Origin of the sequence: Sporosarcina sp. NPDC096371 (genome assembly GCF_044762865.1) — a bacterium.
In the GTDB taxonomy this organism is placed as follows: Bacteria; Bacillota; Bacilli; order Bacillales_A; family Planococcaceae; genus Sporosarcina.
Map to the genome: position 1 here is coordinate 801,150 of NZ_JBIWFE010000001.1, position 24,102 is coordinate 825,251.

21 protein-coding genes are annotated in these 24,102 nt (G+C 43.2%); 18 read left to right on the forward strand and 3 right to left on the reverse strand.

Annotated features, from left to right (window positions below; all coding sequences use genetic code 11):
• The first annotated feature begins 46 nt into the window (after positions 1 to 46).
• The 15 genes from ACIQ0H_RS03720 to ACIQ0H_RS03790 all read left to right on the forward strand — a co-directional run bounded on the left by ACIQ0H_RS03720 (position 47) and on the right by ACIQ0H_RS03790 (position 15,175).
• Positions 47 to 385 carry a nucleotide pyrophosphohydrolase gene (locus tag ACIQ0H_RS03720; RefSeq protein ID WP_403411092.1) on the forward strand — a complete coding sequence of 113 codons (339 nt, stop codon included), beginning with the start codon at positions 47 to 49 and terminating at the stop codon, positions 383 to 385.
• Positions 382 to 1,179, forward strand: a complete 798-nt coding sequence (dapB, locus tag ACIQ0H_RS03725; RefSeq protein WP_403411094.1) for a 4-hydroxy-tetrahydrodipicolinate reductase — start codon at positions 382 to 384, stop codon at positions 1,177 to 1,179. Before ACIQ0H_RS03720 ends, dapB begins: the two co-directional genes overlap by 4 nt.
• A gap of 137 nt (positions 1,180 to 1,316) precedes the next feature.
• Entirely contained in the window at positions 1,317 to 2,450 is a 1,134-nt protein-coding gene (gene bshA, locus ACIQ0H_RS03730) for an N-acetyl-alpha-D-glucosaminyl L-malate synthase BshA (protein ID WP_403411097.1), read from the forward strand.
• On the forward strand, positions 2,447 to 3,637 hold the full coding sequence (locus ACIQ0H_RS03735; RefSeq protein ID WP_403411100.1) for a CCA tRNA nucleotidyltransferase: 1,191 nt from the start codon (positions 2,447 to 2,449) through the stop codon (positions 3,635 to 3,637). Before bshA ends, ACIQ0H_RS03735 begins: the two co-directional genes overlap by 4 nt.
• Positions 3,615 to 4,598 (forward strand): biotin--[acetyl-CoA-carboxylase] ligase, encoded by a 984-nt coding sequence (locus tag ACIQ0H_RS03740; protein WP_403411103.1) that lies wholly within the window; start codon positions 3,615 to 3,617, stop codon positions 4,596 to 4,598. Before ACIQ0H_RS03735 ends, ACIQ0H_RS03740 begins: the two co-directional genes overlap by 23 nt.
• A gap of 303 nt (positions 4,599 to 4,901) precedes the next feature.
• Positions 4,902 to 5,747, forward strand: coding sequence for a 3-methyl-2-oxobutanoate hydroxymethyltransferase (gene panB / locus ACIQ0H_RS03745; protein WP_403411106.1), 846 nt, complete (start codon positions 4,902 to 4,904; stop codon positions 5,745 to 5,747).
• A gap of 1 nt (position 5,748) precedes the next feature.
• Entirely contained in the window at positions 5,749 to 6,606 is an 858-nt protein-coding gene (gene panC / locus ACIQ0H_RS03750; protein WP_403411109.1) for a pantoate--beta-alanine ligase, read from the forward strand.
• A 5-nt stretch (positions 6,607 to 6,611) separates the two neighbouring features.
• On the forward strand, positions 6,612 to 6,995 hold the full coding sequence (panD, locus tag ACIQ0H_RS03755) for an aspartate 1-decarboxylase (RefSeq protein ID WP_403411112.1): 384 nt from the start codon (positions 6,612 to 6,614) through the stop codon (positions 6,993 to 6,995).
• 299 nt (positions 6,996 to 7,294) lie between these two features.
• A complete protein-coding gene (gene dinG, locus ACIQ0H_RS03760; RefSeq protein WP_403411115.1) occupies positions 7,295 to 10,060 on the forward strand; it encodes an ATP-dependent DNA helicase DinG in 2,766 nt (921 codons plus the stop codon).
• Positions 10,061 to 10,136: 76 nt separating this feature from the next.
• Positions 10,137 to 10,616: a cell wall elongation regulator TseB-like domain-containing protein gene (locus tag ACIQ0H_RS03765; protein ID WP_403411118.1), complete on the forward strand. Its 480-nt coding sequence runs from the start codon at positions 10,137 to 10,139 to the stop codon at positions 10,614 to 10,616.
• Positions 10,617 to 10,629: 13 nt separating this feature from the next.
• Positions 10,630 to 11,823: a pyridoxal phosphate-dependent aminotransferase gene (locus ACIQ0H_RS03770; RefSeq protein ID WP_403411121.1), complete on the forward strand. Its 1,194-nt coding sequence runs from the start codon at positions 10,630 to 10,632 to the stop codon at positions 11,821 to 11,823.
• 135 nt (positions 11,824 to 11,958) lie between these two features.
• A complete protein-coding gene (gene asnS, locus ACIQ0H_RS03775; protein WP_403411124.1) occupies positions 11,959 to 13,254 on the forward strand; it encodes an asparagine--tRNA ligase in 1,296 nt (431 codons plus the stop codon).
• 206 nt (positions 13,255 to 13,460) lie between these two features.
• The gene (locus ACIQ0H_RS03780) at positions 13,461 to 14,177 is read left to right on the forward strand and encodes a DnaD domain-containing protein (protein WP_403411126.1); all 717 of its coding nucleotides are present in this window, start codon (positions 13,461 to 13,463) and stop codon (positions 14,175 to 14,177) included.
• 10 nt (positions 14,178 to 14,187) lie between these two features.
• On the forward strand, positions 14,188 to 14,841 hold the full coding sequence (gene nth, locus ACIQ0H_RS03785; protein ID WP_403411129.1) for an endonuclease III: 654 nt from the start codon (positions 14,188 to 14,190) through the stop codon (positions 14,839 to 14,841).
• Positions 14,831 to 15,175, forward strand: a complete 345-nt coding sequence (locus ACIQ0H_RS03790) for a YpoC family protein (protein ID WP_403411131.1) — start codon at positions 14,831 to 14,833, stop codon at positions 15,173 to 15,175. The genes nth and ACIQ0H_RS03790 overlap by 11 nt, the downstream gene beginning before the upstream one ends.
• A 49-nt stretch (positions 15,176 to 15,224) precedes the next feature.
• Here the strand turns inward: ACIQ0H_RS03790 and ACIQ0H_RS03795 are convergent, their stop codons facing one another.
• The 3 genes from ACIQ0H_RS03795 to ACIQ0H_RS03805 all read right to left on the reverse strand — a co-directional run bounded on the left by ACIQ0H_RS03795 (position 15,225) and on the right by ACIQ0H_RS03805 (position 19,897).
• Entirely contained in the window at positions 15,225 to 17,954 is a 2,730-nt protein-coding gene (locus ACIQ0H_RS03795; RefSeq protein ID WP_403411134.1) for a PBP1A family penicillin-binding protein, read from the reverse strand.
• Positions 17,955 to 17,962: 8 nt separating this feature from the next.
• Complete coding sequence (recU, locus tag ACIQ0H_RS03800; protein WP_403411137.1) at positions 17,963 to 18,586, reverse strand: Holliday junction resolvase RecU; 624 nt, start codon at positions 18,584 to 18,586, stop codon at positions 17,963 to 17,965.
• 462 nt (positions 18,587 to 19,048) lie between these two features.
• Entirely contained in the window at positions 19,049 to 19,897 is an 849-nt protein-coding gene (locus tag ACIQ0H_RS03805) for a DegV family protein (protein ID WP_403411140.1), read from the reverse strand.
• Positions 19,898 to 20,148: 251 nt separating this feature from the next.
• Between ACIQ0H_RS03805 and ACIQ0H_RS03810 the strand changes: the two genes are divergently transcribed.
• From ACIQ0H_RS03810 to ACIQ0H_RS03820, 3 genes are read left to right on the forward strand one after another with little or no spacing between them, the layout of a single operon-like run.
• Positions 20,149 to 20,520: a YppE family protein gene (locus ACIQ0H_RS03810; protein WP_403411143.1), complete on the forward strand. Its 372-nt coding sequence runs from the start codon at positions 20,149 to 20,151 to the stop codon at positions 20,518 to 20,520.
• The gene (locus tag ACIQ0H_RS03815) at positions 20,517 to 22,799 is read left to right on the forward strand and encodes a DEAD/DEAH box helicase (RefSeq protein ID WP_403411146.1); all 2,283 of its coding nucleotides are present in this window, start codon (positions 20,517 to 20,519) and stop codon (positions 22,797 to 22,799) included. The genes ACIQ0H_RS03810 and ACIQ0H_RS03815 overlap by 4 nt, the downstream gene beginning before the upstream one ends.
• Positions 22,789 to 24,036: a ribonuclease H-like domain-containing protein gene (locus tag ACIQ0H_RS03820; RefSeq protein WP_403411149.1), complete on the forward strand. Its 1,248-nt coding sequence runs from the start codon at positions 22,789 to 22,791 to the stop codon at positions 24,034 to 24,036. The genes ACIQ0H_RS03815 and ACIQ0H_RS03820 overlap by 11 nt, the downstream gene beginning before the upstream one ends.
• The last annotated feature ends 66 nt before the right edge of the window (positions 24,037 to 24,102 follow it).

The window sequence follows — 24,102 nt, forward strand, 5'->3', positions numbered from 1 at the left end:
ACAATAGTGTTGTAAGTTTATACGATAGGAGAGGGAGTTGAATAAAATGGAGTCATCTAAGAATATGGAAGAGCTACAACAGGAAGTCGATTTGTACATAAGCAGTTTTAAAGAAGGGTATTTCCCTCCAATGGAATTGATGGCTCGATTGACTGAAGAACTTGGAGAATTGTCGAGAGAAGTGCAACATGTATACGGGATGAAAAAGAAAAAATCTAGTGAGGCGGTCCGTTCGCTAGAAGAAGAGACAGGAGATTTATTTTTTGTTCTTGTCTGTTTTGCCAATTCGCAAGGGATTAGCTTAGAAAAGGCATTGACGACTGTGATGGATAAATTTAAAGACCGCGATGCAGATCGGTGGACAAAAAAGGAGGAAACACAATGATAAAAATCGCGATTGCAGGAATAAGAGGAAGAATGGGTGGTGCTGCACTACAGGCAATTACAGCAGCGCCTGATTTGGAAGTTGTTGCAGCACTGGATTACAAATATGAAGGAATGTATTTACATAACTCGGTAATCACTGAAGAGAGTGTAGGAGTCCCATTCTACACATCACTTGCCGACTTGGCAGCAGAAACTCATCCAGATGTCCTTCTCGATGTAACCGATCCAGATGCGGTTTTCAACAATGTTAAAGAGGCAATCGCCCTAGGAATCTGCCCAGTTGTTGGGACGTCAGGGCTTACGAAGGATCAAATTGAGATTTTATCTGAATTATCATCTTCAGCGCAAGTCGGTAGTATTATCGCGCCGAACTTCTCGATTGGTGCGGTGTTGATGATGAAATTCTCTGTCATGGCGGCACGCTATCTGGGCGATGTTGAAATTCTTGAAATGCACCATGATCGGAAACTTGATGCACCATCGGGTACAGCCGTGAAAACAGCTCAAATGATTATGAATGTCAGAGAGCCACATGTACAAGGACATCCCGAGGAGCAGGAACATCAAGCTGGTGCACGTGGTGCCGATGTTGAAGGGATGAAAATCCATAGTATTCGATTGCCGGGCCTTCTTGCGCATCAACAAGTGCTACTTGGCGGTGAAGGTGAACTACTTACGATTCGTCATGACTCATTTGACCGCAATAGCTTTATGCCTGGTATCCTGATGGCGGCGCGCGAAGTTATGTCAAGGAAAGATCTTGTCTATGGACTTGAGAATATTATCGACTAAACAGTCATTGTAAATTTATATGTTGAGCAATAGAATCCATATATGACTTGAACGTAGGCACCTTGCATGGGCTAGCCAACGTGGACTCTATGGGATTCTTTGTTTCAGTTTACATAGAGCGAAAGGAATTGTTGTGATTGGAAAAATTGAAAGTGGGTGTCATCTGCTACCCTTCCCTTGGAGGGTCTGGGGTTGTAGCAACCGAGCTTGGTAAAATGATGGCAGATAGAGGACATGAAATGCATTATATTACGTCGAGTAAGCCTTTTCGCTTTCTCGACGTTCATCCCAACATCCAATTTCATGAAGTGAAAATCGATGGTTATGCCGTTTTTAAATATCCCCCTTATGATATTGCGCTTGCCAATCGTATTGCACAGGTGATTGAAACGGAAAAATTAGATCTGTTACATGTGCATTATGCTGTGCCACACGCAGTATCCGCAGCGCTAGGGAAGGATATGGCGAATTCAACGATTGGCGTTATTACAACGTTGCATGGGACAGATGTTACAATTCTTGGACATGATCCGGGACTGCGCAATACTGTCCGATATGGTATTAATAAATCGACAATCACGACGGCTGTTTCTGAATCACTACGTCGGGAGACGCTTGAATTGATTGAACCGGAAAAAGATTTATTGACCATCTATAATTTTATCGATGAAGATAAATATCGGCCAGTTGACCCAGGGACGCTGAAAAGCGATCTAGGGATTAGCCAGGATGAAAAAGTGATCATTCATATCTCTAATTTCAGGGCAGTTAAGCGCATTCCCGATATTATTGAAAGCTTCCGCCTCGTTACGCAAGAAGTGGATGCGAAATTGTTGATGGTAGGCGATGGACCTGAGAGAACAGAGATGGAAGAACTAGTTCGTCAATTAGGTCTTCAAGAAGATGTGATTTTCACGGGCAAGAGGGATGATTTGCCCGAACTGCTGGCAATAAGTGATCTCGCGTTTTTATTGTCAGAAAAAGAGGCATTTGGTCTTGTGTTATTGGAGGCACTTGCTTGTGGGGTTCCATCCGTTGCAACGGCTATTGGAGGTATTCCGGAGGTTATTGAGGATGGCGTTAATGGTTTTCTTGTCGGACTTGGAGATGTGACAATGGCTGCTGAAAGAGCACTCCGCTTGTTAAAAGACGAGCAACTTCATGCAACATTCAAGGAAAATGGCTTGTTGACTGTAGCTGATAAGTTCCATTCTTCCACGATCGTGAACCAGTATGAAAAACTGTATTATGAAGTGGCGGGAAGTCGATGACAGCTCAATTTGCAACAGAGTCGAGTCGTGAAGTGATTCGTTTACTTGAAAAAGCAGGCTATGAAGCTGTCTTTGTTGGTGGCGCAGTCCGAGATTATGTCTTGGGGAAACCCGCAACCGATATTGATATTGCCACTTCTGCACAACCTGAGGAAGTGAAAGCTGTATTTCCGAAAACTGTAGACATCGGGACAGAACATGGCACAGTTCTTGTGTTGATGAATGGTGAACCGTTTGAAGTCACGACTTATCGAACGGAAGGTACCTATAGTGATCATCGACGTCCAGATGAAGTACAGTTTGTGACATCCTTGCGTCAAGATTTGCTACGGAGAGATTTCACGATGAATGCGCTCGCTATGACAAAAGAGGGCGAGTTAATTGATTTATTCGGTGGTCAGCAGGACATGTCACGCCAGATCATCCGTGCGGTTGGTCATGCAGCGGATCGATTTCAGGAGGATGCTCTTCGGATGTTTAGGGCAGTCCGTTTTACATCGGTGCTCGGTTTTGATATCGAAGATGAAACGTTTGAAGCCATTCGTGACCATGCGCAACAAATTCAATATATATCAGTCGAACGATTAAAAGCGGAGATGGATAAGCTGTTTAAAGGCGAGAATCCCGTGAAAGCATTTCAATTCATCCAACAATCGGAGCTCGCTAGTCACTTGCCATTATTTCCTCCAAAAATGGACGTGCTTAATCAGACATCCCCCTTTGAAACGGCTATTGAGGGATGGGCTTGCTTGATGGTTGCAGGTGATTTTACGCCAGCAGATGTAGCTAAAGCATACAGATTGTCAAATGCAGAGAAGTCGTATTTAACGTCTGTTCATCAGGCATTTGCCAAAAGATCAATTGCTTTGTATACGCTCGATGATTATTATGCATTTGAATTAGGAGTTCTTCTGCTTGTTGAAAAGTTGGTTCATGCAAAAGGTCGGTTGAATCAAGAATTGTCCAAAGTGGAAATCACTAGTGCAAAACAATCGTTGCCCATTCAATCGGTTGCGGATTTGGCCGTAACGGGTAAGGATTTGCTAACGTGGACAGGGCTACGTGGCGGAAAATGGACAGGTGAATGGATTGGGAAAATCACGATGGCCGTTCTTCACGGAATATGTGAAAATAATCCAAACAACATAAAGGAATGGTTTCTTCATGAATTCAACTGTGAAAGATGAATTACTAAAAAGATTATTGGGAGCGAACGGGGAACCGGTATCTGGTCAGGAAATTGCTGATGAGCATGGCTTGTCCAGAACGGCAATCTGGAAATATGTTAAAGAACTCGAAAAAGAAGGCTATGAAATCGGTACGATTCGTAAAAAAGGCTATATCCTTATTGCGTCGCCCGATCGAGTAAATGCAGCAAATGTCCAACAGCATTTGACGACAAAAGATTTTGGTCGCAATATTCGTTATTTTGAAACCTGCACTTCGACGCAGACAATTGCCCATGAGGAAGCGCAAAAGGGCGTGGCTAATGGTACTGTCATTATTTCGGAAGAACAAACGGCTGGAAGAGGACGTATGGCACGTCCTTGGAATTCTAAATCAGGAAAAGGGATTTGGATGAGTGTCATTTCCCGGCCGTCGCTTACGCCGCAACAGGCACCGCAGATGACCCTTGTCGCAGCGGTTGCTGTTACACGCGCCATCGAGGAATTGACGGACATTGAACCGACCATCAAATGGCCGAATGATATTTTAGTAGATGGTAAAAAAGTGACGGGTATTTTGACGGAACTGCAAGCGGATCCCGATCAAGTGAAAGCGATTATTCTTGGTATTGGCATGAATGTTAACCAAGAACTCGTTGAATTTCCAGAAGAATTGCATGACATTGCAACTTCATTACAAATCCTAGCCGGTAAGCCTATCGACCGTGCACAATTGATCGCCAAGATTCTTGGGTTTCTTGAACTCTATACGAGTATGTATGAAAAGCACGGTTTTAGCCCTATTAAACTGTTGTGGGAAGGCTATTCAAATGCGACGGGAAAACGGATTCGGGCAGTGATGTTGAATGAAACGCTGGAAGGTACAGCGCTCGGTATATCCGATGAAGGTGTCCTAGAACTAAGACTGGATGATGGGTCAATACGGGGCATTTATTCCGCGGACATTGAAGTTTCGAACTAATTGGGTAGGGATGTAAATCCCTGCCGAATGATGTTGAAGTTTTTGACGAATGTGACGGAACTTTGACTTCGATTTATATACATATATCAACGGATTTGTTATAGTGTTTCTTAAGGGTGGCATCATTCGTGAGCTGCACCTGTTGTTGCATGGAAATACACAAAATTCAATAGGATCTGCCTTGATCTTCACAAAGACAGGGACGGAGGAAACCATCACTAGTTGATACAACCCTTTTGTCCATTTTTGGCTAGAAGGGTTTTTATATTCGGTTTTCTCCCAAAAGAAGGGAGCAAATAGTACATGAAAAGCACACTTGATTTTATTAACATGAAAAAAGAGGGCGAGAAAATCGTCATGCTAACGGCCTATGATCATCCTTCTGCAAAGATTGCGGAAGAAGCGGGGGTGGATGTCCTACTCGTTGGTGATTCGCTCGGTATGGTCGTTCTTGGCTACGATTCGACGGTTTCTGTTACGGTGGATGATATGATCCACCACGGCAAAGCGGTAAAAAGAGGGGCAACAGATACGTTTATCGTTGTTGATATGCCTTTTGGTTCTTATCACGGTTCTGAAGATAGCACGCTTGCAGCGGCAGTCCGCATATTCCAACAGACGGGTGCACATGCATTAAAAGTCGAAGGAGCGGGAAAAGTAATTGATACGATTCGTCTGCTGACAAGTGTTGGAATTCCAGTCGTTGGACATCTAGGGCTGCTACCTCAATCAGCGGCAGTGGTAGGCGGTTACAAAGTACAAGGGAAGACAGCGGCGGCTGCACAGCAACTCATTGAAGATGCGCGTGCAAGTGAAGCGGCGGGTGCATGTATGATTGTGTTGGAGTGTATTCCCTATCAGTTGGCAGATGAAGTTTCGGCTGCTGTTTCTATTCCAGTCATCGGGATTGGTGCAGGTGCAGGGACAGACGGGCAAGTTCTTGTTTTTCACGATACAGTGACATACGGTAGCCATCGCGTGCCAAAATTTGTTGAAGCATTTGCAGATGTTGGTACAGTCATCGAAGAAGGAATCACAAAGTATGTAAAGGCTGTAAAAGAGCAATCATTCCCTGCGGAGCGCCACCGATTTACGATGAAGGAAGAAGAGCTGGTTGCTTTGTACGGTGGTCAAGAGGGGAGTAAGTAAAGTGGCGAAATTAACAATCATTCATACGATACAAGAACTACAAGCATTGCTCGATCGCAATAAGCGACAAGGGCAGACAGTTGGCTTTGTACCAACAATGGGCTTTTTGCATGAAGGACATTTGTCACTTGTAGAGCATGCACGCAAGCAAAATGATGTTGTCGTTATGAGTATTTTTGTCAATCCTGCACAGTTCGGTCCTGGAGAAGATTTTGATGCGTATCCTCGCGATGCAGAGCGTGATGCGGGTCTTGCGACTGAAGCTGGCGTTGATATTCTATTCATGCCAACACCGGAAGAAATGTATCCGCAAGAAGGCGGCATACGTATTTTGCCAGGTTCGCAAGCCGCCGAACTTTGTGGAGCATCTAGACCTGGTCATTTCGACGGAGTGTTGAAAGTCGTGTTGAAGTTGTTTAACATTGTTGATCCAGACCATTCTTATTTTGGAATGAAAGATGCCCAACAACTTGCGATTATTGAGACTTTTGTTCGTGATTTCAACTTAAGAACGACAATTGTTCGCGTGCCAACGGTTCGTGAGCAGGATGGCTTGGCGAAAAGTTCCCGCAATGTCCATTTGTCGGAAGACGAGCGCAAAGAAGCACCAGCTATTCAACAAGCCCTTCAAAAAGGGGCGCGACTAGTTGCTGAAGGACTACCCATCGATGAGATTGAACAACAAGTATCGGATTATATCGTGGCAAATAGTTCAGGGAGTATCGACTATGTATCGTTGCTAGCATACCCAGCACTAACTAAGGCCATTGATAACACGAGTGAAGTCATCATTGCGTGTGCTGTGAAATTTGAAAAAACACGATTGATTGATAATATAATTATATCTACAAAAGGATGAGTATTATGTTTAGAATGATGATGAATAGTAAATTGCACCGTGCAACCGTAACAGAAGCGGATTTAAACTATGTCGGAAGCATTACAATCGACAGTGATTTGTTGGACGCAGCGGGGATGTTGCCAAACGAAAAAGTGCATGTCGTTAATAATAATAACGGTGCACGATTTGAAACGTATATCATTGCGGGAGAGCGTGGAAGTGGCGTCATCTGTGTCAATGGGGCGGCTGCAAGACTTGTCCAACGTGGCGATATTGTGATTATCCTGTCTTACGTCTATCTGACAAACGAAGAAGCGCTGACGCATGAACCAACCGTTCTCATTATGGATGAAAATAATGGCGTGAAAGAAGTCATCAAAGAAAAGCAAGGGATGACTTGCCCATAACGCTTAATTTACGGAACCTCTATGGAATCGGTACGCAACGATTTCATGGGGGTTTCTTTGTTTTCAAGCAATGAAATGTGATACAATTTGCAGTAGTATGTTAAAAAAACAGCAGTGTTTTCTAACTTCTGTAAGCGGCAAGAATTTGCAACGGATGTGGGCGAACCAATGGATACATAAAGCCTGCTGAATTAAGTTGACGCAGTCGGCGGATGCCACAGATTTTTATCGAGCAGACCCGATGAAAAATCTGGGCCAAATACGCCAAGGCGTATTTGATTAAGAAAGTTGATGATTGAGTGGACAACAAAACATATGCAGTTGTCGATCTGGAAACGACGGGTCATTCACCGACCAAAGGGGACCGGATTATTCAACTAGCGATTGTATTTATTACAAATGGAATAATTGGGAATAAGTACGTCCGTTTTGTTAACCCAGGACAGAAAATTCCTGCTTTTATCCGTCAGTTGACAGCGATTGCGGATGATGATGTGGCAGATGCGCCGTTTTTTGAGGAAATTGCAGAGGAAGTAGCCGACCTGTTGGAGGGAACGGTTTTCATTGCACATAATACAGACTTTGACTTGTCTTTCTTACAGAGTGAGTTTAGCAGATGTGGCATTCGTAAATGGGTAGGTAAAAAAATTGATACGGTTGAACTATCTAAGATCATGTTTCCATCTGCTGCGAGCTATCGATTGCAGGATATTACGGAAGATTTAGGGATACCGCTCGCGTCTGCCCACCGAGCTGATGACGATGCAGAGGCAACTGCCAAGCTCTTTCTGGCCTGTATGCAGAAAATGCACAGTTTGCCTGAAGATACGCTGAATCTTCTACATCGCAGATCTTTCCGATTGAAATCTGATTTATCAACACTTTTTTATGAGGCTGTAAAGCGAGCACGGACGGCAAGTAGGATACAGGAGTTTTCACATTTTCGTGGGATCCCGTATCGGAACATACCTGTGGCAATAGCCGATCATTTTGAAACGCCGACGTATCCGATTGACGAACAACAGAAAACAGGTTTACTAAAGAGAGCGTTCCCGACTTTTGAGCGTAGGGAATCCCAGTTTGGTTTCATGGATGCGGTATGGGGTGCACTTTCAAACCAGTCCGAAATAATTGCTGAAGTACCGACGGGAATCGGCAAAACGGCCGCCTATCTTTTGCCAGCGGCCATCCGTTCAATCGAAACAGGAAAACCTGTTGTTATCAGTACATTTACCAACCATCTGGCCGATAAAATTAAAGACGATGAGCTCAGCAAAATCAGTTCAATGCTCGGGTCAACAGTAACGGCAACGGTTTTAAAAGGAAAAGAGCAGTATATCTCCCTAGGTAAATTTGAGGAACTTCAACGTATTACGGATGAGTCGTATGACGAAACGTTTTCAATCATGCAAATTCTGGTGTGGCTGACGGAAACTGTGACAGGCGATTTGGAGGAGTTGAACGTTTCAGGTGGGGGACAGCTGTTTATTGATCGTATTCGAAAGCGTTCCAATGCCCTAGCCCCTGATGAACAGGTAGCTGATTATCACTTTAAGCTATTGGATATATGTGGACAATCGAATATCATTATTACGAATCACGCAATGCTTTTGTCCGACTTAAATCGTGGTCAACTAGTTTTTAGCCAACTGGCGGGACTGGTTGTCGATGAAGCCCATCAATTCGTACAAACGGCATCTCGGTTGAATGAAACTGTGTTTTCCTATACAAATTGGAAGTATGTGATGGGGCAAATGGGCTCCGATGCAACAGGACAATTGTTGCATCAGGTAACTGCCCTCCATAAACGATTAGGCACGGACCGAATGCAAGAGAAAGAGCGCTTAGATGGCTTATTTATAAAGTTTACAGCATTGTTTGATCGTGCCGTCAGTACACTAACTGCCTATCAACCGATTGCTCAGAAAAAGCAACAGGGCAATCGAATCGTCTATCCGCTAGATAAATTGGGAGACGGCAGGATCCATTTTTCAAAAGTTACAGAAGCAATGACGGAGTATATCGAAAAAGCCGAACTATTTACTCGCGGATTATCGAACAAAACAGATAACTTAACTAAAAAAGAGCAAGCAATACTTTCTGAGTGGGATTTTTGGGTCCGGGAAATGACCATCAAAGCCGGTGAGTGGGTGGAAATCTTTCTGGACAATGATTCAGATGATTATACCGTATGGATGGAAAAAGATCGGCGGAGTATCCCGGGAAGCCTTGCTGTTATCAAGCGTTCATTGGATAGTGCACCTATGATTCGTACGTTTATCGACAGACTGAAAGAGGAGCAGACAGGTATTGTCTGGACGTCGGGGACGTTGGCGGTCCAAGATAATGAACGTTTCATCGCCAGACAGCTAGGTATCGATGATTCTATCCCGCTGTTAACGTTTGATGCGCCAGCTCATTTTTATGAAGGGGCTGAAATATTCATTGTTGACAATATGCCCGATATCCAACATGTTGCACAGTCGGAGTACATTGAAGCCGTTGCAGATGCAGTTGTCCAAACAGTTATGGCAACGGGCGGAAGGCTTTTCGTACTGTTTACTTCGCAGGATATGTTGCGAAAGACGTATGATTTGATTTCGGAAAGCGAGCAATTAGAAGATTATGCACTTTTTGCACAGGGCATTAGTTCGGGCAGCCGGATTCGATTATTGAAGTCATTTAGACAATTTAATAATTCCGTTCTTTTTGGAACGAATAGTTTCTGGGAAGGCGTGGACGTTCCGGGAGATGCATTAACCGCTGTCATTGTTGTCAGGCTGCCGTTCTCATCTCCAGATGAGCCGGTATTCAAAGCGAAAGCGGCTAAGTTAACAGCCAGTGGAGTGAATCCCTTTAACGAGTTTGCTTTGCCGGAAGCTGTTATGAGGATGCGTCAAGGGTTTGGTAGACTCATCCGTTCTTCAACGGATAAGGGCTTTTTCATTATTTTGGATAGGCGAATTGAAACGAAGTCTTATGGTCAGCGTTTTCTAGCTTCTTTACCGGATGTACCTGTTAAAAAAGTGTCGCTTGAACATATGGTGAATGAACTCGAAAATTGATATACTTAATAGGTGTAACAAGAGAGTACTTGATAAGGAAAAAAACGTCTTTACGACGTACAGGACGTGGAGCAGTATGGTAAATTGGATTAAATTCATTGTCGTCTTCCTTCTTGTATTAACTTCATTCATTACCGTTACCGTTTTATACAATGCAGGTAAGCCGATTTCATCAGCAAATAAGGCAGCTGTCGAATCTGCATTAGACTCGGGGCAACTTGTATCTGTGAGTTCGGCAGAACCTTTTAATGGTGCAGTTCCGATGGTCACGGTAATCGGTGTGGATAAAGAGGGAGAGAAAAAAGCTGTATTTGTCGATGGAAGATCAGAAAAGAACTTCGAGGAAGTAAAGTTGGCAGATGGAATATCGGCGGAAAAAGCGATTGCAAATGTTAAACAGGAACTGAATGTAAAAAAAGTTCTGCATGTCACGCTAGGACTAGAAGTGGAAGGTCCAGTGTGGGAGGTTGCATTTACAAGCGACAACGGCAAACTGAATTATGTCTATGTGTTTTTCAACAACGGGCAATGGTGGAAACGAATTTTGAACCTATAAGGGAGCGATACAGTTGACGAAACGTTTAGCATCTAGGGTGAATACACTTTCACCATCTACAACGCTTGCCATTACGGCGAAAGCAAAAGAAATGAAAGAATCGGGTATCGACGTGATCGGTCTCGGTGCGGGTGAACCTGATTACAATACACCCGAGAATATCATTGAAGCGGCTTATAGGTCCTTGAAAGAAGGAAAAACGAAGTATACCCCAGCTGGTGGATTACCTTTACTTAAAGATGCCATCATTGACAAACTGTTGAAAGACCAAGGCTTGAGTTATTCTAGAAATGAAATTATGGTTGGGATTGGTGCAAAACACGTTTTGTACACGATGTTCCAGGTCATGCTTGATCCGGGCGATGAAGTAATTATCCCGACACCGTATTGGGTGAGCTATCCTGAACAGGTCAAGTTAGCGGGCGGGGTACCTGTACATATCGAAGGGACCGCGGCAGCACAATTTAAAGTGACTGCGGACCAGATTCGTCATGCAATCACAAGTAAAACAAAAGCGATTATCATCAACTCTCCAGGGAATCCTACGGGGATGATTTATTCGAAAGAGGAATTGCAGCAAATTGCTGAGGTATGTCAAGAGAAAGATATTTGGATCGTATCGGATGAAATTTATGAGAAACTCATATATGGTGAAGAAAAGCATCATTCCATCGCTCAACTGTCAGACGATGCTAAACAACGGACACTAATCATCAATGGTGTGTCGAAATCACATTCGATGACAGGTTGGCGCATTGGCTATGTTGCTGGGGATGCGGAAATGGTTAAAGCTATGACGGATCTTGCGAGTCATTCAACATCTAATCCGACGACACCATCACAACATGCGGCAATCGAAGCTTATAACGGACCGCAAGATACAGTTGAGACAATGCGTAAAGATTTCGAATCACGGTTGGAGCGGGTTTATCCGCAACTGGTTGCCATTCCTGGCTTTAATGTCATTAAGCCGCAGGGAGCATTCTATTTACTTCCAGATGTTTCGGAAGCGGCTGTGAAAACAGGGTTTGCCAATGTGGACGATTTTGCCGCAGCGCTATTAACTCAAGCAAATGTTGCAGTAATCCCTGGGTCTGGTTTCGGGTCCCCAGATACGGTTCGGTTATCCTATGCGACATCTATAGACTTACTCGAAGAGGCTATTCGTCGTATTCGTGTATTTGTAGAAGCAAACTGGAAAGAATAATGACAAGCGCAGGGCGCCCGCATAGAAGCGACTATAGCTACTGGCGCCCAGAGTTTATACACTGAGCTAAGTTGAAATAACGTCTACCTTCTTATCTGGTGAAAAAATATAGAATTAAAACTTTCGGAGGTTACTATGAAAACAATCATGATACATGAAATGCCAGACCATGCGGGTGAAACAGTTCGTATCGGTGGATGGCTTGCCAATAAACGTTCTAGCGGAAAAATTGCATTCCTACAATTGCGTGATGGTTCTGGATTTGTCCAAGGCGTTGTTGTAAAAGAAGTAGTTGGTGAAGAGATCTTTGCAAAAGCAAAATCGATCACGCAAGAAACCTCACTTTATATAACAGCTGAAGTAACAGTTGACGAACGCTCAACATTTGGCTTTGAGCTACAAGTAAAAGACATTGAAGTCATTAATGAAGCTGTCGATTACCCAATCACACCGAAAGAACACGGAACGGAATTTTTAATGGACCACCGTCATTTATGGCTCCGTTCACGTAAGCAGCATGCGATTATGAAAATTCGTGACGAAGTTATTCGTGCAACGTATGAATTTTTCCATGTGAATGGCTTTGTTAAAGTCGATCCACCTATTTTGACAGGTTCTTCGCCGGAAGGAACATCTGAATTGTTCCATACGAAATATTTTGATGAAGACGCCTATCTTTCACAGTCGGGTCAGCTTTATATGGAGGCAGCGGCAATGGCACTTGGTAAAGTGTTTTCATTCGGTCCGACATTCCGTGCGGAAAAATCGAAAACGCGTCGCCACTTAATTGAGTTTTGGATGATAGAGCCGGAAATGGCTTTCGTTGAATTTGAGGAAAGTTTGGAAGTACAGGAGCAATATGTAACACATGTCGTTCAGTCAGTGCTTCAAAACTGTCCAATTGAATTGGAAAGATTGGGACGTGACTTGTCCAAGCTTGAAAAAATCCAAGCGCCATTCCCACGTATTTCGTATGATGATGCTATCAAATTCCTTAATGATAATGGTTTCAATGACATTACATGGGGAGAAGATTTCGGAGCGCCACATGAAACAGCGATTGCTGAAAGTTACGATATGCCGGTATTCATCACGCATTACCCAATCGGTATTAAACCGTTCTATATGCAGCCGCATCCAGAACGCGATGACGTTGTGCTTTGCGCAGACATGATTGCGCCGGAAGGCTATGGCGAAATTATTGGTGGTTCAGAACGTGTTTATGACTATGAGTTGATGAAACAACGCATTAAAGAACATAATCTTGATGAATCTGCTTACGCTTGGTACTTGGATCTATGTAAATATGGAGCTGTTCCACATTCTGGATTTGGTCTAGGACTTGAGCGCACAGTTGCGTGGATTTCTGGTGCAGAACACGTACGTGAATCGATTCCGTTCCCACGTTTATTGAACAGATTATACCCTTAATTTAACTTGCTTCAGCAAAAGTCCTCCACTTTTAAAAATGACAGGATGAATGTAAAATAGCATTTCAATACAGTGGGGGATTAAATCCCTGCTGAATCAAGTTAAGCCTCCGGCGGATGTCACAAATTTTGAATTGCGCTAGCGCAATTCAAAATTTGGACGCAATTACGCCGAGGCGTAATTGATTAATAGAGAGGAGTTCGGACATGCAACACGAAGAACGGCTCCGAATTTGGATTGAGCGGGGAAATGTTTCCATTTCCCAGCTTTTTTTTCAGCACTATAAAAGCTTAGGCATACAAGATTTAGATGCAATGCTAATCATGCATATGACGGCCTATACATCCGCAGGGAACCAATTTCCGACACCGATGGATTTGGCTAGCCGTATGCATTTGAACGAAAATGAAGTATCCATGGTTTTACAACGATTGATGCAACACGGTTTTCTAAAAATCAGTCAAAACGAAGATCAAAATGGGGTATTGCATGAGACGTTCTCCTTGCAACCTTTATGGGACCGTTTGATAGATCAAATTGCGATTGAGGCAAACAAGGTTGAAGAGGAAAGTCAACAGAATGCGGAAGGAGAAATTTTTTCGTTGTTTGAACAGGAGTTTGGACGTTTCTTATCTCCGATGGAGTGTGAATCGATTACGATGTGGTTGGATGAGGATGGACATAGTGTCGAAATTATCCGTGCGGCATTGAAAGAAGCAGTCCTTGCACAAAAAATAAGCCTTCGCTATATCGATCGAATTCTTTTTGAGTGGAAAAAGAAAAATGTAAGAACCATGTCTGATGTCGAACGTCAAACAAAGTCATTTAGGACTGTTGGCGTTCGTCCCACACAGCAACAACAACAAAAGACCGTTTCAGTCAAACGTGTCCCTTTCTATAATTGGTTAGAAGAACGAGATTAGGGGAGAGCACATGTTAACAAAAAAACAATGGCAAGTTTGTCTTGAGCAATTTGGCGAAATGTTCCCAGATGCACATTGTGAACTTGTCCATGATAATCCTTTTGAATTGACAATAGCTACACTACTTTCTGCTCAGTGTACGGATGTCCTCGTCAATCGGGTGACAGCGGAACTATTCAAAAAGTATAAAACACCAGAGGATTACCTTGCAGTTGATATCGAAGAATTACAAACCGATATTAGATCGATTGGATTATTCCGTAACAAGGCTAAAAATATTCAAGCGCTAAGTCAAATGCTTATTGATGATTTTGGTGGGGAAGTACCTGCTAATCGGGACGTTATGATGACATTGCCAGGGGTAGGTCGGAAAACGGCAAATGTTGTTGTATCGAATGCTTTCGGTATACCAGCCATTGCAATTGATACACATCTGGAACGTGTGGCGAAGCGATTAGGTATGAATGCATGGAAAGACTCCGTGCTGGCAGTAGAGGAAAAGATCATGCGCTGGACACCAATGGAAAAATGGACGGACACGCATCACCAGATCATTTTTTTCGGAAGATATCATTGTAAGGCACAAAACCCTGGATGTACGATCTGCCCCCTCCTGCCATTGTGCAGGGAAGGGAAGAAAAGGATGAAAGCAGATGCCAAGTGAAACAAATCGTATCAATAAGGAGCAGCTTATGCCCTATTTTGAAAAATGGGAATCAATGCGTGGGAGTATTGAAGGTTTTTATCAACAGAAAGATCATCATGCTGTCGAGTGGATGCGAGAAGCGATTACAAACTATCATGAACTACTTGAGTGCGGTGGCAAAGAGTTCGATGACCGAAAAGGCAAGTTAGAATATCTACTCTTGCCATTAAACGGCGAGGAACGTTTCGAATTTGTTAAAGACAAGATTGCCAGCCATTATGCATATGTACAGCTGGATGCACTTTTTACAGAAACGAAAAAGAAAGTAGCGAGACTTGCAATACGAAAGTAAATAAAAGCAGAACCCCAGATACCGTTTGGTATCTGGGGTTCTGCTTTTATTATGGGGTGCCATCACCAGGAGGTTCATTTCCTCCGGTATCGGCACCGGGATTAGTGCCGGGATCAGTACCAGGGTCTGTTCCTTCATCACCTGGTAAGCCATCGCTAGGATTACCACCACTGTTTGGATCTCCATCACTGCCACTGCCGTTGCCATTGCCACTGCCATTGCCATTGCCATTGCCATTGCCATTGCCATTGCCGTTGCCATTGCCATTGCCATTGCCATTGCCATTGCCGTTGCCATTGCCATTGCTGTTTCCATTTCCATTTCCGTCAACATTACCGTTGTTCCCGTTATTTCCTTCATCGGGATTTTCCGATTCACTGTCATCCGGAACTTCATCAATTACTGGTTCAATTTGTATAGTCGTAGTTGCCGACCGGCTTTCTAAGTTGCCAAGTTTAGCAACAACGGTGAACGCATAGGTTCTACCAGGTTCAGCACCAGGGAATGTAAGGGACATATCTTTGGTCGTCGTCATTTCTTTCATCTCTTCGCCATCTACGCCGGCAAAGACCGTGAACGTGACATCGCCTTCCATTGTGTCCGTATCTGGGGCATTATGACTCCAACTCAACTGAATGGAGTTGGTATTGATATCATATTGCGTTGTTAAACCAGTCGGCGCTTCGAGTTCAATGATTTTTTCTTCAGCTTTTTTGACAGGAGCAGTTCCTTTCACGAATAACTCTGTTCGTTTCAAATTATTAGGTGTTGAATTGCTAGCTAGGACAAGTGGATTCGAACCGTATTCGATCGTAGCTTCTTCGACAGATTTTGGTTTTTTGAATCGGGCTGTATCTTTCCCAGCAGCAAGATCACTCATTACCATTTTGAAAAGATTTTGAGGAACATATCTGCCTTTATCGAATGTTGTAATCGGTGTTGTATATTTTTCGTAACCACCCCATACAGCGATGGTGTAGTCTGTCGTATACCCTGCAAACCAGACATCGGGTACATATGAGCTTTTCATACCGTTTTTCTTAATAATTTCGGATGGATAATTGGTTGTACCTGTTTTTCCAGCGATGTCTAGACCGGAAATATTGGCTCTTTTTCCTGATCCATAGTCCAAGACATCACGTAACATATCCGTTACCATATAAGCGGTTGAGTCTTTCATCACCATCGCAGAATCAGGTGCCATTTTACGTTCAGTTTTTCCATCTCTAAAAACAATTTTTTGAATAGCATACGGTTTCGTATAAATACCGCCATTGCCGAACGCAGAGTAGGCTCCGGCCATTTGGACAGTAGAGAAATCATATTCACCGCCACCGATTGCGTTGGAAGAGTTTAATTTTTCGTATGGAAGTCCTAGGTCATTTGCGAAAGCACCTGCTTTTTGAGGACCTACTTCTTCAAATATCTTAATAGCAGGGACATTCCTTGAATTATACAATGCTTCACGAATGGTCATAGATCCCAGATATTTTCCATCAACGTTACGAATAGTTTGGTTAGTTCCTTTATACTTATATGGTTCATCCTTCGTCGTCTGTCCAGTTGACCAACTAAAGTTTTCTATCGCGGGTCCGTAAGAGAGAATTGGTTTGATAACGGAACCCGGTTGGCGTTTTTGGTCGGAAGCGAAGTTCCAATCCAGTCCTGAGTAGTTACGTCCGCCGCCTATGGCAACGATTGCACCCGTTTTTGTATCGACGACTGTCATCGCAGCTTGCATATCGTCTGATTCGAATAAATCAGATGTGTTCAACGCACCTTCAACAGATTCTTGGGCTGCTGGATCTAATGCCGTTTGTATTTTTACACCTTCAGAAAGCAAGTGTGACAATCCGGCTTCTTCTAATTCAGCTAATACAAGATCGACATAGGCAGGGTATTTTGTTTTGTAAACCTGTCTTTTATCTTCAGGAAGAAGTGTCGATGTAACGGGGATTAGCTTAGCCGTTTCCATTTCTTCTTTTGTAATTTTTTTATGTTGATACATCAATCCGAGAACGATGTTGCGGCGTTTTTCCGCCCGTTCTGGATTTTTAAATGGGTTGTAACCATTTGGACTCTGTGGCATTCCGGCTAACATGGCTGCCTCATGTAATTCAAGTTCATTCAAACTTTTACCGTAAAACTCCTTAGAAGCCGTTCCAATACCGTAAATATTACCGGACATTAGAATTTTATTGAAATACATTTCAAAGATTTCTTCTTTTTCATACTTTCGTTCAAGTTGGAAGGAGAGCCAAGCCTCTTGTGCTTTTCTTTTTAATGTTTTCTCATCTTTTAAGAAAGAGTTTTTAATCACTTGCTGGGTTAGTGTACTGGCACCTTGCGAACCAAAGCCGTTTGTGAAGTTGGCTATGACGGCACCGCCAAGTCGCCAAAAGTCCATTCCGTGGTGAGAATAGAAGCGTACGTCTTCTGTTGCTAAAATAGCATCTTTTACGGATTGTGGAATTTCGGCGTAAGGGACGAATTCCCGTTTTTCGGCACCGGATTTCATGAATACATTACCATGAATATCAAGCAACTCAGATGAAAGAGGGTCTTTTAATAGACTTTCATCGAGTTTGGGAGCGGAACTGGCATAAAATGCGAATAGTCCTGCACCCCCAATTAGTCCAGCTAATCCTATGAGTACAAGTACAAGAAATACCTTTTTAATGATATTCATTGCACCCTTTGGTTTATTGCCTTTCTTTTTCGAACGTTCAGCTTTGATTTTTTCACGTCGTCCTGTTCTTGAATTTATATTATCACTCATATTGCATCCTACCTTTCATTCGCTTTACGCGATGTTGCTAAAATGGTAGACACGGCTTGTAAATAATCGAGCCTCGGATTGTAACTCGGTACAACTTCTACTGCTACATCTTCAAACTCTGCCAGTGTCATCGATTTTCTTCCGCCTGCCTTCATTCTTTCCCAATATTTCTCAAAACTATTATAAGTAATGATAAAATAGCGATCAAGTGCAGTGAATTTGATGATGAAAAAGACAATCCCAGCTTGCTTTGACACACTTTTCATATGATCCACTTGATGCTCATGAATATTTTGTAGCGGGAAAGATGTTGCGCTTTTGGTTTCTTTCGCTTCGAAATCAATATACTTCCCTTGCCATACCCCATTGAAGTCTGTTGTAGATGGAGTTCGGAAATAAGCCTCAGTAATGACGGCTGCACTTCTAGCAGGATAATTGACATTGACAATTTGGATCGGGACGGGTTTCTTATGGATGACAGCGATGCCGCGACTTAAATAGAACTCATTCGTTTCATTCAATTCATCTTCCAACGACTTCCCGCGATTACTGAATGACAGATCGACTTTTTTTGGCAAGCCAGCCTTCTGAACGGGTACATATTTCTTACCGTTCGGATAGCGTATTGTCATAGATAACACCTCGCATCTCACTATCATACCATATCAATTAGACGGATATGCAATGGGAAAGTTGCAAGTTGATGAACAAGCTGACACCATACACCGATAAATAAACCTCACACTAAACACTGTTCAAGGGGACAAAGGGTTTAAAATCCTGGTCAATTCGCTTTCGCACTCCAGCTGTCAAGTAAGGCGCGTACGCTCAGTTTATTTAGGAATCTATAAGTTCAACAGATTTATATAGAGAATTTAAGGTGATCGTTGCAGAAGGATAAAGAGCAACACATATGATGCATATGTTATTCTGGCAATCCCAATCGGGCACTTAAAACTTATTCCTAAGGTAGATACGTATTAGTGTATAAACTGAGCGTAGGCGCAAGGGAAGAAGTTAGTTTACTCCATCTCTTGCGCCTATGCAAAATACAAGGACTTCTTTTTATCAATTTATCTAGCAAAAATAGATCGTCAGTATCTTACCCAGCTCAAACCGGCAGTGCCTTCACCTGCATGTACACCAACGCAGACGCTAAGGGGAAGAACGTGGACGTTTAACTTTGGGAATTCCTGCAACAGCTCATCTTTCCAGGTGCTAGCATCTTTTACGTTATTGCAGTGGATTACTGCGACTTCTGGAACCGCGCCTTTTTTCATGTCACTTCGCAGTAAATCCGTCACATTTATTTTAGCCCGTTTATTTGCACGTACTTTATCTTTCATCACAGGCTTTCCGTCTTCGAATGAGATGATGAGTTTGATGTTTAGTAAATTACTTAAAAACGCTTGTGTTCCAGAGACGCGACCACTTTTATGTAGTTGATTTAGATTAGCAGGTATGAAAGCAAGCTTGGCGTTTTCTGTTACCTTCTTGATGGCTGTAACCACTTCTTCTATGTCATGCCCGTCTTCAACCAATTTATTACCGATTTCAATCATTTTGATCATCGGGAAGGAACCGATTTTCGAATCGATGGGGTAGACCTTGAAGTCGACCATTTTTGCTGCTGATTGGCAGCTGTCGAACGTGCCTGATAGGCCACTAGAAACATGCAAGGAAATGGCGCAATCATAGCCTTGCTCCTGTAGTTTTTCATATAGGGCAACCATCTCACCGATAGCGGGTTGGGAGGTTTTAGGGGGCGTTTTTGCCACCAGTAATTTGTCATAAAATTCATCTTGCGTCAAATCGATTGTTTCTCTAAAAACACCATCTGCAAATACGACACTTAGCGGTAAGATATGTACGTTATATTTTTTGATAAAAGACTCGTCTAACTGTGCAGCAGTATCTGTAATCCAAGCAATTTTCTTCGTCATGATAAATACGACTCCCTCTAAGATGCTTATTTTAACGTTGAAGCAAGCGAACGATTATCGCTAATGTACACTACAGATGAAAAGAGCACTAGTGTTAGTTGTCATATTAAGTCGAAATTTCGATATCCTTGACATAATTTGAACATAACTTGAGCTTGCGAAAGAAGGTGAAGAATATACGTTCTTGCTATAATGGTACATCACAATCATTTCTGCTAAAATAGAAGAAACGTCCGGAAGGGGGCAATATGTTGAATTTACAACAAAAGACTGAAAGATTGCTTGCTGTTTGCGGAGAATGTTTCAAAAGACACGCACAAATGAGGGAACTCAAACGGGAACCTGATTTTTTCATAGAAGTAAAACCATATGCCGATCAATATCATACATTGCTGGATGAGTGGACAGAGGAAGTATCTGAATTCATCAAGACGGCCAAGCCAAAATATGTCCATCCTATTCAAATTGAATCGTTAAATGATTCAATGAAGCAATTTATTGTGCAATCATTTTATCAGAAGACTGGAAAAAAACGTTTCGTCTTGTCCATAAATTCTGCGGAATATACCCTTAAGACGATTTTGGATGCAATCAAAGTCGCTAACAGTGAGGAAGTAACATGACGATAAAGCCCGCAATTCAAGAAGTGCTTGAAAAATTGCGCACGGATTCGGTTTTTGCCGCTAACGTCGCCCATTACAAAACGATTGAAGGAAAAGATGCCGTCTACGCGGATTTTCCGGACATGCTCCATCCTTCGATTATTAAAGCACTGGCGTCCAAAGGGATTCACCAATTATATAGTCATCAAAGGGAAGCATTTGAATTAGCCTCGGAAGGAGAGTCATTCACTGCCGTTACACCAACAGCATCGGGAAAATCGCTTTGCTATCATCTACCGGTTATGCAAAGTATTTTGGAAGACTCATCATCGCGGGCGATTTATTTGTTCCCGACAAAAGCGTTAGCGCAAGACCAACTGGCGGATCTTCATGAATTAATCGAAGCGAGTGAGGAAACGATTCTAAGTTATACCTATGATGGTGATACCGCGCCTGGATTACGCGCGAAGGTCAGAAAGTCTGGTCATATTGTATTGACGAATCCGGATATGTTGCATTCAGGCATACTGCCGCATCATACGAAATGGGTGTCGCTATTTGAGAATCTGAAATATATCATCATCGATGAACTTCATACCTATAAAGGCGTTTTCGGCAGTCATGTGGCACATGTGCTAAGACGCCTGAAACGGATTTGCCATTATTATGGTAGTGATCCGGTGTTCATCTGCACATCAGCTACAATCGCCAATCCCCGAGAGCTATCGGAGTCGTTAACCAATACGGATATGCAGCTGATTGCTAACAATGGGGCGCCTGCGGGGAAAAAGCATTTTATATTCTACAATCCACCTGTCATACATCCAACATTTGGAATTCGTAGAAGTGCGGTGCTTGAAGTGCGCGATGTTGCAGCTTTGTTATATCGCGAAGGAATTCAGACAATCATTTTCGCAAAGAGCCGAGTGCGTGTGGAGATGCTCGTCACTTATATGAAGGAACTAACGAAGAAAAAATTATTCGATGAAACGGTTATGGGGTACAGGGGAGGCTATTTACCTTCCGAACGACGGAAAATTGAAAAGGGATTGCGTGAAGGCGATATCCGTACAGTTGTTAGTACGAATGCACTTGAACTTGGCATTGACATCGGGCAACTGCAGGCTTGTATTATGACGGGTTACCCGGGAAATATTGCGAGTGCTTTTCAACAGGCAGGACGAGCGGGCAGGCGACAGGAAGAGGCATTGATTATTTACGTTGCACAGTCGGTTGCGCTCGACCAATACATTATCGAGCATCCTGATTATTTGTTGGGCCAATCGCCCGAAGAAGCGCGCATTCATCCAGACAATATGTTTATCTTAATGGATCATCTTAAATGCGCCTCGTTTGAATTGCCTTTTTCATCGACAGAAACATACGGTGAATTCGAGGTGCAAGAACTGCTCGCTTTTCTTGAAAGTGAAGGTGTCCTCGTCAAGACGACCGATAAATGGCATTGGATGACGGAGACCTTCCCAGCGAGTGAAGTAAGTCTGCGTTCCGCCTCCCAGGAAAATGTCGTGATTATCGATAAAACACATCCGAAAGCAACGAGGGTCATTGGGGAGATGGATCGTTTTAGCGCGATGACACTGCTCCATGAAGAAGCGATTTATATTCATCAAGGCACACAATTCCAGGTCGAGATCCTTGATTGGGATGAAAAGAAAGCGTATGTCACTGAAGTCGATGTCGATTACTTCACGGATGCCAATCTCGCGGTGGAATTAAAAGTGATGAATGAAGACCAAGTGCAGTCATTTGGACAACGCGAGGCGGCTTACGGTGATATTGCTGTGCTCGCCATCCCTACACTTTTTAAAAAAATCCGGTTCGATTCTCACGATAACATCGGTTCTGGGCCCATCTCATTGCCAGCGGAAGAGCTACATACGTCTTCCACTTGGTACAGCTTTGATATACCAAATGGTTGGACAGGTGCCGGTTTAACGGATGCCATGACAGGGGCAGCTTATGCGATTCAGTCATTCATCCCACTCTTTGTCCGTTGTGATAAGACGGATATTCACGTCGTGCCACAAGTGAAGGCTGTCCATTCTGGTAAGCCAACCATTTTCATATACGATAGTTATCCAGGCGGGATCGGTTTAAGTGAAAAAATCTTTGACCGTTGGGATGAACTGTTACGCCGGGCGGCTGATCATGTATCGTCTTGTCACTGCGCATCGGGCTGTCCAGTTTGTATAGGGGCGCAAGAAGCGGGGATGGGCATGAAACATGATGTCGGTTCCTTACTTCAAGAATTAGCTGGGGGGCCTCAAAATGTCCTATGAACAAAAACTGATGCAGATGAAAAAGATGCTAAAGAAAACCGATAACAAAGTGGTTCCTGAAGCCGTCAAAGTGGTTGCGCAACCTCCTCCGTATGAACAAGCGTGGCTTGATGCGGGGCTGACGAAAAAAGTGAACAAACACGGGATCGTCTATCAACGCATTGTAGAATATCCAAAGGATTATCAACATGGAAATATCGTCCTTTCTGGATTGAAGTCAACCATGGATGAGTGGAAAAAATCCGGTGAAGTACATCCATTGTCACCGAATTTTTCTAAGCCACTCGTCTTTTTTGATACTGAAACGACTGGGCTAAAAGGTGCTGGAACACTTATTTTTCTAATGGGGTTTATTGTTGAGACGGATTCCTCTTTTAAACTAACGCAATATGTACTCCCAGGGCCGGACCATGAAGCCGCATTTCTTTACGCGTCAAGACTCTGGGAAACATCGACCACACTTGTGACGTATAATGGCAAGAGTTTTGACGTCCCGCAACTGGCAACGAGATGGACGATGAACCGAAAAGATATCCCTCCATTGCTTGAACATACCCAAATTGATTTGCTTCACGGGTCAAGACGTATTTGGAAAGACGATATGGGGACATTTAGACTGCCGGCGATTGAGGAAGAGAAGCTGGGGTTCATGCGCGATGGGGATATCCCAGGTCATATGGCGCCAATTATTTACCAAGATGCGGTGAAAAACGGTCGCGCGGAACTTCTGATGAAGGTACTCGTCCATAATGAATGGGATATCCTATCGCTTGTTGCGCTTTATATCAGGTCAACGGATTTACTTTTGGAGACGGACAAACCGGAATCGGCAATTTCGTATACGAATATTGGGAAATGGTTCGCTGATTTGAAGTCCCATGATCGTAGTAAACAAATTTTTGAAAGTGCAATTGCTACGTATGGCATCGATCATCCTGCGACGCATTTTTACATGGGCTTCATCTTGAAAAAGGAGCAACAATATGAGGATGCAGTTTCTTCATTCACGATAGCGGCGACAGGTCTTGCAGGGCGTGAACGAATTATCGCGTTGGAGGAATTAGCCAAGTTGTATGAGCATAAGCTGAAAGAGTTGAAGAAAGCACTTGATACTACACAAGAGGCAATATGGTTATTACAAGTGGCCACTGACTTGACTGAACGGTTCCAAGTGCGTGTAGGAAAAGATTTTGCCAAACGGGAAATAAGAATAAAAACAAAGCTATTTCCCGGGTAAGCGCATAAAACGACACCCGACGCCAGCTACTGACACTACTCGGAGAATAAGTAAGACAAGGACGGA